Origin of the sequence: Gordonia sp. VNK1 (genome assembly GCF_040049135.1) — a bacterium.
GTDB classification, from domain to species: domain Bacteria; phylum Actinomycetota; class Actinomycetes; order Mycobacteriales; family Mycobacteriaceae; genus Gordonia; species Gordonia oleivorans.
In genome coordinates this window covers 47,402-60,881 of the sequence record NZ_JBDZDJ010000016.1, presented here as the reverse complement: position 1 = coordinate 60,881, position 13,480 = coordinate 47,402, and the positions used below count along the sequence as shown (strand labels likewise).

Here is a 13,480-nt window from a genome sequence, read left to right as displayed (position 1 = left end):
CCGAGCAGAAAGGCTCACATGTCGGACCGCATCATCGTCGACGGCCTGCAGGTCGACCCCGTTCTCTACGACTTCATCACCAATGAGGCGCTGCCGGGCACCGGTGTAGACAAGGACGCGTTCTGGTCGGGTGCCGCATCGGTGATCGCCGATCTCGCCCCGCGCAACGCCGAACTCCTCGCGATCCGCGACACCCTGCAGGCGAAGATCGACGACTGGCACCGTGACCACAAGGGCGCCGACCTCACCGATCCGGCGGCCTTCGGTGAGTACAAGGATTTCCTGACCGAGATCGGTTACCTCGTCCCGGTCCCCGACGACTTCCAGATCGGGACCGAGGGCGTCGACCGGGAGATCGCCGAGACCGCGGGCCCGCAGCTCGTCGTGCCGATCCTCAACGCACGCTTCGCCCTCAACGCCTCCAACGCCCGGTGGGGTTCGCTGTATGACGCGCTGTATGGCACCGACGTCATCTCCGAGGCCGACGGCGCCGAGAAGGGCAAGGGCTACAACAAGGTTCGCGGCGACAAGGTGATCGCCTACGCCAAGGACTTCCTCGACAAGGCGGTCCCGCTCGAGCAGTGCAGCTACACCGACGTCACGAAGTTCGCGGTGACCGACTCCGGTGTCACGGTGACCCTGGCCGACGGCACCACCTCCACGCTGGCCGACCCGTCCGCCTTCGCCGGATACCGCGGCGAGGCCGGCACCCCGACGTCGATCCTGCTGCGCCACAACGGCCTGTACCTCGACATCGAGATCGACCCGACCTCCCCGATCGGCCAGACCGACCCGGCCGGCATCAAGGATGTCGTGATGGAGTCGGCGATCACCACGATCATGGACTTCGAGGATTCGGTCGCCGCCGTCGACGCCGACGACAAGGTCCTCGGCTACCGCAACTGGCTCGGCCTGAACAAGGGCGACCTCGCCGAAGAGGTCACCAAGGGCGGCAAGACCTTCACCCGCGTACTCAACGGCAACCGCGAGTACACCGCACCCGACGGCACCGGCTTCGATCTGCACGGCCGTTCGCTGCTGTTCGTGCGCAACGTCGGTCACCTGATGACCAATCCGGCCATCCTCGACGCCGACGGCAACGAGATCCCCGAGGGCATCCAGGATGCGCTGTTCACCTCGCTGATCGGGATGCACGGACTCTCCGGCGGCGAGAGCGGCCTGCAGAACTCGCGGACCGGGTCGATCTACATCGTCAAGCCGAAGATGCACGGACCCGACGAGGTGGCGTTCACCTCGCAACTGTTCGGCCGCGTGGAGAAGGTTCTCGGGCTGCCGGAGAACACCCTCAAGGTCGGCATCATGGACGAGGAGCGCCGCACCAGCGTCAACCTCAAGGCCGCGATCAAGTCCGCCGAGAACCGGGTGGTGTTCATCAACACCGGCTTCCTCGACCGCACCGGCGACGAGATCCACACCTCCATGGAGGCGGGTGCGATGATCCGCAAGGGCGAGATGAAGAAGCAGAAGTGGATGCTCGCCTACGAGGACTCCAACGTCGACATCGGTCTGCACGCCGGTCTGCAGCACAAGGCGCAGATCGGTAAGGGCATGTGGGCGATGACCGACCTGATGGCCGACATGGTCGAGCAGAAGATCGGTCAGCCGCAGGCCGGCGCGACCACCGCGTGGGTGCCCTCGCCCACCGGCGCGACGCTGCACGCGATGCACTATCACCTCGTCGACGTGTTCGAGCGCCAGGACGAGATCGCCAAGCGTGACCCGGCCTCGGTCGACGACATCCTGACCATCCCGCTGGCCCCGAAGACCGATTGGTCCGAGGCCGAGAAGCGCGAGGAACTCGACAACAACTGCCAGTCCATCCTGGGCTATGTGGTGCGGTGGATCGATCAGGGCGTCGGCTGCTCCAAGGTGCCCGACATCCACGACATCGCACTGATGGAAGACCGTGCGACGCTGCGGATCTCGAGCCAGCTGCTGGCCAACTGGCTGCGCCACGGCATCGTCAGCGAGGACGACGTCGTCGCCGCGCTCAAGCGGATGGCGCCGGTGGTCGATCGTCAGAACGAGGGCGACCCGACCTATTCGCCGCTGGCCCCGGATTTCGACACCAACATCGCCTGGCAGGCCGCCAAGGAGCTGATCCTCGAGGGCGCCAAGCAGCCCAGCGGGTACACCGAGCCGATCCTGCATCGCCGGCGCCGCGAGTACAAGGCAGCAGCGCAGGCATGAGCCGATGATCTCTCATCGGGCGGTGATCTCCACCTCCCGATGAGAGATCCTTCCATGGGAGGACCACCCGGTGGCACACCATCGCGTCGCCGATGACCGCAACAGGCTTCGGCATCGTGGGGTCAGTCGCGGTCTGGTCCTCGCCCTGTTGTCGGTGGTGTTGGTGGCCGCCTGCGTCGTCGTCTGGTTCCAGATCGCCGATCACGTCGACCGTGAGGGCGACGCCGCCGCCGCGACGTGCGTGGACGGCAAGGCGACGGTGACCATCGCCGCGGACCCGGACATCGCGCCGGGGCTCATCTCGCTCGCCGAGGTCTACACGCGCAGCAATCCTGTGGTGCGCGATCACTGTGTGACCATCGCGATCCGCCCCAGCGACGCGAAGGTCGCCCTGACGTCACTGACCGGCTCCTGGGATGTCGCGTCGATGGGCGATCACCCGGCCGCCTGGATCCCGCAGTCGTCGGTGTGGGCGGCCGAACTCGTCATCGCCGAACCCGACCTCGTCGACGGCACCCCGGACTCGCTGGTGACCTCGCCGGTCGTACTGGCCACCGCACCGCAACTCGGCGCGAAGGCCGACCAGCTGGACTGGGGCCGGTTGCCCACCCTGGCCACGCGCGACGACAGCCTCGACGACCTCGGCCTACGCGGCTGGGGATCGTTGCGGATGGCGATGCCGCGGGAGGCACAGTCGGATCCGTCGGCGCTGGCCGCGCAAGCGGTCGCCGCGCGGGTGAGCCGGACGACGGGACCCCTGACGGCCGCCGACGCGTCCACCGAGCGCGTGTCCTCCAGCATCCGCGCGCTCACCGGGGCGGCGCCGCGATCCCCCGATGGCACACCGGTCGGTGCGGCCACCGCGATCGCCGAGGCCGCCGATCCCGCCACCGCCGACATCCACGCGGTGCCGATCACCGAACAACGCCTGTATCAACTCACGAAGGACGACACGACACCCCGGCTGAGCGAGGTCATCCCGCTCGGCCCCACCCCGATCGCCGATTTCCCGGTCATCCGCCTCAAAGGGGACCGGGTCCCCGAATTCGCCGCGGCCGCGGTGTCGGAGTTCGTGACGTTCGTCGAGGACCCCGACCATCTCCGCGCCCTGACCGCGCTCGGATTCCGCGGTGACGCACCGATGCCACCCGAGACGGCGACCGTCACCTTTCCGATGACCAACGATCCGATGCCCGGTCCGGAGGACCAGGCGATCGTGGACATCAATCGCCTGGTCTACGGGCCACTCACCTGAGGTCAGTCGGCGAACGCCTCCACCGACGGGCAACTGCACACCAGGTTACGGTCACCGAACACGCCGTCGATGCGGCGCACCGCCGGCCACACCTTCGCTCGTGCCCCCGCCGACGGCAGCCCCTGCGGATAGACCGCCAGCTCCCGGGAGTACGGGTGATCCCACTGTCCGACAAGACATTCCGCGGTGTGCGGCGCACCCCGTAGCGGGTTGTCGTCGACCGGCCAGACACCCGCGGCCACCTGATCGATCTCGCCGCGGATCGCGATCATCGCCTCACAGAACGCGTCGATCTCGTCGAGGTTCTCACTTTCGGTGGGCTCCACCATCAGCGTCCCGGCCACCGGGAAACTCATGGTCGGCGCGTGGAATCCGTAGTCGGCGAGGCGTTTCGCGACGTCGTCGACGGTGACACCGGTGGCCTTGGTCAACCCCCGCAGATCGAGGATGCACTCGTGAGCCACCCATCCGCCGACGCTGCCGGTGTCCCCGGACCCGGCTTCGTGCCCGGTGTAGAGCACCGGGTAGTGATCGGCGAGACGGCGCGCGATGTAGTTGGCCGAGGCGATCGCGGTCAGGGTGGCGCGGCGCAGTCCGGCCGCACCCATCATGGCGATGTAGGCGTAGGTGATCGGCAGGATCGACGCCGAACCATAGGGCGCGGCCGAGATGGTCGGACCGCCGGGCAGCTCGGGTGCCAGCGGGTGGCCGGGCAGGAACGCGGCGAGATGCCGGCGCACCGCCACCGGGCCGACACCCGGACCGCCCCCGCCGTGCGGGATGCAGAAGGTCTTGTGCAGGTTCAGATGGCTGACGTCCCCGCCGAACCGACCCGGACGCGCAACCCCCACCAGGGCATTGAGGTTGGCACCGTCGACGTACACCTGCCCGCCGGCGTCGTGCACCGCGGCGCAGATCTCGGCGATGTCGTGCTCGAACACACCGTGCGTCGACGGGTAGGTGATCATGATCGCGGCCAGACGCTCACCGTGCTTGTCGATTTTCGCGCGCAGGTCGTCGACGTCGACGTCGCCGTTGGTCCGGCACGCCACCACCACGACCCGCATCCCGGCCATCACCGCGGATGCCGCGTTGGTGCCGTGCGCGCTCGACGGGATCAGGCAGACGTCGCGGTCGAGGTCACCGCGACTGCGGTGATAGCCGCGGATGGCCAGCAGTCCCGCGTACTCACCCTGCGATCCGGCATTGGGCTGCAGGCTCACCCGGTCGTATCCGGTGATGGCGACCAGCCAGGACTCCAGGGTCGCGATCAGTTCGCGGATGCCCTCGCCGTCCTCGACGGGAGCGAAAGGATGCAGACCGGCAAAACCCGGCCAGGTGATGGGCTCCATCTCGGCCGTCGCGTTGAGCTTCATGGTGCACGACCCGAGCGGGATCATGCTGCGGTCGAGCGCGATGTCCTTGTCGGACAACGCCCGCAGGTAGCGCAGCATCGACGTCTCGGTGCGATGCCGATTGAACGCCGGGTGGGTCAGATACTCCGTGGTGCGCACCTCGATCGGTTGCGCGAAGTCACGGGGCGTGACCTTGCCGGCGTCGAAGGCGCCGAGAACCGCGGTGACATCGGCGTCGGTGGTCGTCTCGTCACAGGCGATCCGGAGCCGATCGTCGTCCACCTGCCACAGATTGACTCCCGCGTGGTGGGCGGCGTCGACGATCCGGCCGGCCTGACCCGGTGCCCGGACCTCGACGGTGTCGAAGAAATCGGCGTGCTCGACCGCGAATCCGGCCGCGGTCAGGCTGTTGGCGATGAGCGCGGCCCGTTCGTGGACGCGGCGGGCGATCGCACGCAGGCCGCTCGGTCCGTGGTAGGCGGCATACATCGCCGCGACGACCGCCAGCAGCACCTGCGCCGTGCAGATGTTGCTGGTCGCCTTCTCCCGGCGGATGTGTTGTTCACGGGTCTGCAACGACAACCGGTAGGCGAGATTGTCGTCGGCGTCCTTGGACACCCCGACCAAGCGGCCCGGCAACTGCCGCGTGTAGCCGGCACGCACGGCGAGGTAACCGGCATGCGGGCCACCGAATCCCATCGGCACACCGAAGCGTTGCGTGGTCCCGAAGGCGACGTCGGCGTCCTGCTCGCCGGGAGGTGTGATGAGCGTGAGGGCCAGCAGGTCGGCGCCCACGGCCACCAGGGCGCCGGCCCCGTGGGCGGCCGCGATGATCGGCGCGACGTCGCGAATCCGGCCCGACGCACCGGGGACTTGGAGGATGACGCCGAAATAGTCGCCGTCGGGCAGTCCGTGCCCGGGCAGATCCGGGTGCAACGACGCCTCGACGATCTCGATGCCCAGCGGCTCGGCGCGGGTGTCGATGAGCGCACGGGTCTGCGGGAACAGATCGACATCGACGACCAGACGAGACGACTTCGACTTGCCGGCCCGCCGCAGCAGAGTCATGGCCTCGGCCGCGGCGGTGGCCTCGTCGAGCATCGACGCATTCGCGACCTCCAGGCCGGTGAGGTCGGCGACCATCGTCTGGAAGTTCAGCAGCGCCTCGAGGCGGCCCTGGCTGATCTCCGGCTGATACGGGGTGTAGGCGGTGTACCAGGCCGGGTTCTCGATCACGTTGCGCAGGATGACCGGGGGCGTGTGGGTGTCGTAGTACCCGAGACCGATCATCGAGCGACGCACGGTGTTGCGGGCGGCGAGTGAGGTGAGTTCGGCGAGGATCTCGGGCTCGGTCCGGGGTGCGGGCAGTGCGTCGAGTCCGTTGTCGCTGAGTCCGTTCTCGCAGAGGCCATTGTCGCCGACGGGATCGGCGATCACCGACGGAACGACGCGCTCACCGAGTTCGTCGAGTGAGGACACGCCGAGGGCCGAGAGGATGCCGGCGGTCTCGGCGTCGTCGGGGCCGACGTGACGGTCGACGAACGCGAGATGATCTGCTGCGGCAGCGGTCACGGGATGGGCGGAACCGGCGGGACGGGTCATGACGGGAGCGACCTCTCGGGGGATCCGGCGTATGCCGGATCGGCTGGGTCCTCCCCCTCTGTCATGCCCCCCGACCGGGGTCGGGCAGCGCCTGAGAGATTCGGTCCGTCGCGGCGTCACCGACGCGTGGGCCTTTCACCGTGGGCGGACGGGAGAACCCGTCACTTTCCAGAGACGCCGTCTTTCATCACGGTCCGGGTGCCTGAGAGTTTGACGAGGAGGTGTTGCTCCTTCGGCGGCCGCCGCTACCCCTCGGGTCCGGCGACGCTCTCCCGTGATGCAGCGACGCGCACACAGTGTACCTTCTGGCGACCTCACCAGCAGTCACCGTCGGCCCACCGCCCGGTGACCGGACCGGCAGGATTCACCCCGCCCGCGTGAGGTGACTATCCGGTCCGGCGGGCGCGGCTCTTGCGACGCGCGGCGAGTTCGTCCTCCGGGGCGGTCTCGGTGACGCCGCCGTCGGCGCGCTCACCGGGGAAGTCGGAGATCGTCCCGGTCAGCTCCCGCATCGCACCGCTGACCGCAATGCCGAAGACACCCTGGCCACCCTGCAGAAGGTCGACGACCTCCTCGGCCGACGTGCATTCGTAGACGGTGGTGCCGTCGGAGAACAGGGTGATCCGGGCGAGGTCCTCGACGCCGCGTTGCCGGAGGTGATCGACGGCGACACGGATGTTCTGCAGCGAGATGCCGGTGTCGAGGAGTCGTTTGACGATCTTGAGGACGAGGACGTCCTTGAACGAGTAGAGCCGCTGACTGCCCGATCCGGCGGCGCCGCGAATCGACGGAACCACCAGCGAGGTCCGGGCCCAGTAGTCGAGCTGGCGATAGGTGATGCCGGCGATCTGGCATGCACTCGGGCCGCGGTAGCCGACCAATTCGTCCGGAACGGTGTCGTTGGGGAAGAGTCCGGGCGCGATGTCCTCGAGGCTCCCCTGAGTCGCCTGCGCTGGGCGTGTCACGTCGCCGGTGCCGGTCGTCGGGTCGCTGTCCAACGGCTGATCGCCCACTGCAGACTCCTCGCCTGGGTATGAACCGGTGGTCGGACGTCGCTCGTCGACCACCTTCGGTGGTCTACCTTACGCGCCCGGGGACCGGTCGATGTCGTTCTCGTCGCCGGTGTCCGGCGACGTTCTCGATAGCGACGGTATGCCGGGGCCGGACCCCGAATCAACGCGACGCGCCCGGGGACCTCGACCTCTACTCGAGATGGAGGCGGACGGAGATCAGACGGTTGCCGTTCCGTGACGTGTCGCTACCCGACAAAACCGGGGCAACCCGTCACGCACCGCCGCTGGCCTTGAAGTCGTCCGGCGAGACGTTGTCGAGGAATTCTTTGAACTTCTCGACCTCGTCCTCCTTCTCGTCGGGTGCCTCATCGGACTCCTCGTCCGGAATCAGCAGTCCCGCCTCGGCGAGGACCTCCTCGTCGGCGATGATCGGTACCTCGGCGCGCATCGCGACCGCGATCGAGTCCGAGGGCCGCGCCGAGACACGCATGTCGTTGGCGAACACCATCTCCGCGTAGAACGTGCCCTCCTGCATGTCGACGATGCGCACCTCGACCAGCGTCTGCCCGAATTCCTCGATGAGGTTCACGATCAGGTCGTGCGTCAGCGGACGCGGGGGTTCGATCCCCTTCTGCTGCAAGGCAATAGAGGCCGCCTCACTTTGCCCGATCCAGATGGGCAGGTAGCGGGCACCGTCGACCTCGCGAAGCAGGAGAACCGGCTGGCTCTGCGGCGGCTCGACCCGGATACCCACCACGCGCATCTCGCTCATTACCTGACACCTCCACGCCTCGACGTCGGACCTTCATGGTTGGTCTCGACGCTACACCGCGGCACGCCGCGGCGACGGTTGTAGTCAGTCGAGCACGTCGCGAACCGCTGCCTTCACCAGCTGGGTGTGCAGCGTCACCGACAACGCGGCGATCTCGCGGATCAATTCCTCGGCCCGGTCACGCGCACCGGTCCCCTTGCCCTTGGCGATCGGGTTCGCGATCTGGGCGACGAGACCGGCCTCCCGATCGGCGGACACCTTGAACGCGCGCAGGTGCCGGGCCTCCACCCCGTAACTCGCCAGGGCGGCCGCCGCCTCGACCAGACGCACCGCGTCCTCGTCGAAGAACCCCGCCGGACCGGCGGTGAGCAGACCGTTGCGCTGCAGTTCGGTGACGAACGCGGCGTCGACGCCGGTCCGTTCGATCAGCACCTCACGGGAGACCCGGCCGCCCCGAGCGCCGAAGTCGGTGGCCGGCGCGACCGACGACCGCGCGGACGACAACAACCGGGGACCGCCACCCCCACCATCACCGTTGTCGATCGCCTCGAGTTGTTCCTTGATGACCTTGAGCGGCAGGTACCGATCACGTTGCGCGGTCAGCACGAATCGCAGTCGTTCACAGTCGGAGGCGGTGAATCGCCGATACCCCGACGGTGCACGCTCCGGGCTGATCAACCCTTCCGATTCCAGGAATCGGATCTTGGAGATCGTGACGTCGGGGAAGTCCTCGCGCAGCAACGCCAGGACCGTGCCGATCGACATCGGTCCGTCGCCGCGCTGTCCCGCAGAGGATGCCGGCACGTGCCTAGGAAGCCGATCCCTCGCGCGGGCCGCTGAGGAACACCAGCCGGAACTTGCCGATCTGGACCTCGTCACCGTTGCTCAACGTCGCGGTGTCGACCGGTTCCCGGTTCACGTAGGTGCCGTTGAGGCTGCCCACGTCGACAACCTGGAATTCCCCGTCGCCGCGCCGGAATTCGGCGTGCCGACGACTGACGGTCACATCATCGAGGAAGATGTCACTGTCGGGATGCCGGCCCGCGGACGTGGTCGGCTGGTCGAGCAGGAACCGCGAGCCCGCGTTGGGTCCGCGCTTGACGACAAGCAGCGCCGTGCCGGGCTGCAGACGCTCCACCCCGGTGTCGGCGGGCTCACTCGAGGTTGCGGCCGCGTCGAGTTCGTTGATGAACTCCTCGCGGAAGACCGATGTGGTCTCCACGGGCGCCTCGAAGCCGTTGTCGTTATCGCTCACTATCTCTCCTTCGTCGTCCGCAATGCTGTCACCTGTCGATCACGACGCCCTCGGCGCGCTCGGTCACCGATCACCGGATCACCCGGCCCCCGGAAACCGTGCGACTTCTCACCGATCTCGGCGTCGCCGGTCGAAACCCAACGTAGTCGAACCCAAGTAGTCGAACCCAACGTATTCACAGGCCTCGGCCGCACGGGGCCAATCGACCCCAACCGCCCGAGAAGGACACCGGTTGATCATAGCCGCCCGGGCAGGGCCGATACGCGGGTTGGGGGCCGTTTCCCGTTCCCTTCTCCGCGCATGCGGCCCACCCGGAACCGATCAGCCCTCGATGACCTGCCGATATCCGTCGGCGTCGAGGAGATCGGCGAGTTGGGCATCGAGCGCCCCAGCATCATCGACCGAGATCTCGACGAGCCACCCCGAATCGTACGGCTCGGAATTCACCAGATCGGGGGTCGACTCGAGTTCCTCGTTGACCGCGGCGATCGTCCCGTTGAGCGGACCGAAGATATCCGAGACACTCTTCGTCGACTCGACCTCGGCGAACGACTCCCCGTTCTCGACCTCCGAACCCACCTCGGGCAGCTGCACGAACACCACGTCGCCGAGCGCGTCCTGGGCGTAGTCGGTGATGCCGATGCGCACCGTCGTCGGTGCCACCTTGCGCACCCATTCGTGTTCGGGGGTGTAGGTCAACTCGGCCGGCACATTGGTATCGGTCACCGGTGCCCCTTTCGTGTCAGTCGGGAACTTCAGGTCAGTCGGGAACTTCAGGTCAGTCGAGACTCTAGCCCGTCGCATCGGGATGCACGTGGCGCAGGGACGGCATCGTCCGCATCACCATGATGGTCTGCACCCAGTACAGGACGAAGGACCACACATACATTCCGACGCCCCAGATCAGAAAGGCCCAGCCGATCGGGTAGCAGATGGTGCCGATCACCGAATCCAGTTGTCCGGCAAGCAACCACGGGAACGCACTCATCAACGCGAAGGTGGCCGCCTTGCCCACGTAGAGGACAGGGAGCGCCACCAGTCCCCGTGATCGGAGCAGCGGCGCGGTCGCGAACAACAGCACATCACGCGCGATGATCACGCCGATCAGCCACCACGGCACGAAGTCCCGCAGCCCGAAGCAGATCGGGATCACGACCACGTACAGACGGTCGGCGGCCGGGTCCAGCAACTCCCCGATCCGCGACGACTGTCCGAGCAGTCGGGCCAGTTTCCCGTCGAGCCAGTCGGAGAAACCGGAGACCATCAGGATCACGAAGGCCCAGCCCTCTGCCTTGACCACCAGCAACACCCACACGAACACCGGGATCAGCGCGAGCCGGAGCACGCTGAGCGCATTGGGGACGGTGAAGAACCCGGCGTCGGTGGCCGGTGCCGAATCGTCGCGCACTCCCCTGGAGGTCACCGGAAGATGCCGATGATTCCCTGCAGCGTCTTGGCACCACCGGAGGCGAAGAGGTTGTCGTGCACCATGTAGGTCCACGTCATCGTCGACCGATGCAGATCGGAGGCGCCGAGGTCGACGCCGTCGGCGGTGATGACGGCATCGCGGAAGGTGGTGCGGGACTTCTCGATCGCACGCTCCGGCAGTTCCCCGAACTCTTCGAGGATGAGCCGGTGGAATTCGTCGAGCGGGCTCTCCCGGCCGATGGCCCGCAGGTGGATACTCGCCCGCACGTCGGAGACGAAGGCCAGATGATCGGCCCACTCACGGTCGAGGTGATAGAGCATGATCTCGCGCGCGGCCTGTTCGAGGACCTTCTCGTCGATCGGTTCGACCGGGGCCCAGTCGGTGCCCTCGATGGCCTCGGTGTCAGAGGCCGACTCGTCGGCCGAAGTGTCAGGGGCCGACTCGTCGGTCGCGGTGTCCTCCGCGATCGCCGTGTCGCCGGTCGACCCGTCCGCGGTCTTCTCGTCCCCGGCCTTGTTCTCGTCCGCGGTCTTCTTCTCGTCCGCGGTCTTCTTCTCGTCCGCGGTCTTCTTCTCGTCCGCGGTCTTCTTCTCGTCCCCGGTCTTCTTCTCGGCGGTACCGGTCAGGACCGCATATCGCTCGGGTTCGAGATCTCGCAGTTCCTTCACCGCGGTATCGGTGGTCAGGATCTCCATGCGCCGCTTCACCACGATCTCGCGCTGCTGGTTGACCAGCTTGTTGTAGCGCCACGTGTTGGCATGCAGTTCGAGCATCACGCCCTCGGCGACGCGTTGCGCCTGTTCGATCAGGTCGATGCCCTTGGCCCCCATGAAGCCGTCCTCGGACTGTGACACCGGATCCCGTTTGAAGGACAGATTGCGGGTGACGACGGGATCCTCGAGGCTGCTGAAGAACACCGAGGTCCCCGGGTCACCCTGCCGTCCCGCGCGCCCACGCAACTGGTTGTCGAGCCGTTCGGTGTCGTGGCGTCCGGTACCCACCACGCACAGGCCGCCCAGTTCGACGATCTCCTCGCGTGCATCCTCGTCGTCGCTGGAACCGCCGAGCCGGATGTCGGTGCCGCGGCCGGCCATCTGCGTCGACACGGTCACCGCATCGCGGGCGCCGGCCTCGGCGATGATCTTGGCCTCCTCCGCGTCGTTCTTCGCGTTGAGGACCACGCACGACACCCCGGCCTTGTCGAGGAAGTAGGCGAGTTCCTCGGACTCGGCGACGTCGTGGGTGCCGATGAGCACCGGCTGCCCGGTCTCGTGGATCTCCTTGACGTAGGCGACGACGGCCTCGACCTTGTTGGCCTTGGTGTCGTAGACGCGGTCGGGCAGATCCTCGCGGACGTTGGGGGTGTTGGGCGGGATCTGGGAGACGCGCAGATCGTAGAACTGCCGGAACTGCTCGCCCGCGGCGATGGCGGTACCGGTCATGCCGCAGACCTTCGGGTAGCGCCCGATGAGTGCCTGCACCGTGATGGTGTCGATGACCTCACCGGAATCGGTCTGTGCCAGACCTTCTTTGACCTCCACCGCGGCCTGCATGCCGTCGGGCCACCGCTGCAACTGGGCGACCCGGCCGCGGGAGGCGTTGATCAGGTGGACGCCGCCGTCGCGCACGATGTAGTGGACGTCGCGCTCGAGCAGGTAATGCGCATGCATCGCGACATTGACGTGGACGAGGGTGGTGCCGACGTGTTCCTCGTCGTAGAGATTGATCCCGCCGAGTTCCTCCTCGACGAAGGCCGCCCCCTCGTCGGTCAGCGACACATTGCGGCCATCGACGTCGACCTCGTAGTGCTTGTTCTTCATGCGTGCCACCACGTCGTGGATGGCGGCGTCGGGGACCTCGACGTCGGTGGAGCCGGCCAGCACGAGCGGGATCAGCGCCTCGTCGACGAGCACCGAGTCGGCCTCGTCGATGATCGCGACGTCGGGGATCGGCGACACCAGCTGATCGGCGGACACGACGAGCTGATCACGCAGCACGTCGAAGCCGATCTCGTTGACCGAGCCGTAGACGACGTCGCCGTCATAGGCGCGCTTGCGCTCGTCCCGGGACGAGTTCTCCGACACCGCGTTCACCACGATGCCGAATGCGTCGAACAGCGGACCCATCCACTCGGCGTCGCGGGTGGCGAGATAGTCGTTCACGGAGATGACGTGGACGCGATGCCCCTCGAGCACGTAGCCCACGGCCGCGATCGCACCCGCAAGGGTCTTGCCCTCACCGGTGGCCATCTCGATGACGTCACCCTCGAGGAGTCGCAGGGCGCCCTGCAGCTGCACGTCGAAGGGACGCATGTCGAGGGTTCGGTCGGCGGCCTCGCGCGCCAGTGCGAGGAACTTGGCCCGGTCGCCGGCGTCGGACCCGATGTCGAGTTTCTCACCCTCGGACCGGAAGTCGGCACTGTCGAGTTCGGCGGCCCACTCGGTGTGGGCATCGGCATCCTTGAGCAGGCCGAGCGACTTGGACTGATTGCGTGAACTCTGGGCTCCCAGCAAACGCCACATGCTGTTGGTCAGCTTTCCCACCGAGCATCTCTCCTGCCACTTGATCTCGAGAAAGAATCGCCGTCC

At 67.2% G+C, this 13,480-nt stretch carries 10 protein-coding genes and 1 riboswitch; of the genes, 2 read left to right on the top strand and 8 right to left on the bottom strand.

The genetic code is table 11. The features are described 5' to 3' along the window. Positions 1–18: 18 nt before the first annotated feature. Together ABLE94_RS18400 and ABLE94_RS18395 are read left to right on the top strand one after the other, a co-directional pair. Positions 19–2,211 (top strand): malate synthase G, encoded by a 2,193-nt coding sequence (locus tag ABLE94_RS18400; protein ID WP_348809469.1) that lies wholly within the window; start codon positions 19–21, stop codon positions 2,209–2,211. Positions 2,212–2,281: 70 nt separating this feature from the next. After that, positions 2,282–3,466, top strand: a complete 1,185-nt coding sequence (locus tag ABLE94_RS18395; RefSeq protein ID WP_348805891.1) for a hypothetical protein — start codon at positions 2,282–2,284, stop codon at positions 3,464–3,466. A gap of 2 nt (positions 3,467–3,468) precedes the next feature. On the opposite strand, the gene gcvP is transcribed toward ABLE94_RS18395, so the two are convergent. The 8 genes from gcvP to secA2 form a co-directional block, all read right to left on the bottom strand. Next, positions 3,469–6,423 (bottom strand): aminomethyl-transferring glycine dehydrogenase, encoded by a 2,955-nt coding sequence (gene gcvP / locus ABLE94_RS18390; protein WP_348805892.1) that lies wholly within the window; start codon positions 6,421–6,423, stop codon positions 3,469–3,471. 180 nt (positions 6,424–6,603) lie between these two features. Next, positions 6,604–6,708: riboswitch (glycine riboswitch) on the bottom strand. Positions 6,709–6,809: 101 nt separating this feature from the next. After that, the gene (locus tag ABLE94_RS18385) at positions 6,810–7,436 is read right to left on the bottom strand and encodes a MerR family transcriptional regulator (RefSeq protein WP_348805893.1); all 627 of its coding nucleotides are present in this window, start codon (positions 7,434–7,436) and stop codon (positions 6,810–6,812) included. Between the two features lie 271 nt (positions 7,437–7,707). Continuing rightward, positions 7,708–8,208 (bottom strand): bifunctional nuclease family protein, encoded by a 501-nt coding sequence (locus ABLE94_RS18380; protein WP_348805894.1) that lies wholly within the window; start codon positions 8,206–8,208, stop codon positions 7,708–7,710. Between the two features lie 84 nt (positions 8,209–8,292). Then, on the bottom strand, positions 8,293–8,973 hold the full coding sequence (gene ftsR, locus ABLE94_RS18375) for a transcriptional regulator FtsR (RefSeq protein WP_348805895.1): 681 nt from the start codon (positions 8,971–8,973) through the stop codon (positions 8,293–8,295). Between the two features lie 43 nt (positions 8,974–9,016). Further along, a complete protein-coding gene (gene garA, locus ABLE94_RS18370) occupies positions 9,017–9,466 on the bottom strand; it encodes a glycogen accumulation regulator GarA (protein ID WP_348805952.1) in 450 nt (149 codons plus the stop codon). A gap of 318 nt (positions 9,467–9,784) precedes the next feature. Continuing rightward, the gene (gcvH, locus tag ABLE94_RS18365; protein ID WP_348805896.1) at positions 9,785–10,189 is read right to left on the bottom strand and encodes a glycine cleavage system protein GcvH; all 405 of its coding nucleotides are present in this window, start codon (positions 10,187–10,189) and stop codon (positions 9,785–9,787) included. A gap of 64 nt (positions 10,190–10,253) precedes the next feature. Next, entirely contained in the window at positions 10,254–10,886 is a 633-nt protein-coding gene (locus ABLE94_RS18360; RefSeq protein ID WP_348805897.1) for a CDP-alcohol phosphatidyltransferase family protein, read from the bottom strand. After that, positions 10,883–13,435, bottom strand: coding sequence for an accessory Sec system translocase SecA2 (gene secA2, locus ABLE94_RS18355; RefSeq protein WP_348805898.1), 2,553 nt, complete (start codon positions 13,433–13,435; stop codon positions 10,883–10,885). Before secA2 ends, ABLE94_RS18360 begins: the two co-directional genes overlap by 4 nt. Positions 13,436–13,480 lie beyond the last annotated feature (45 nt).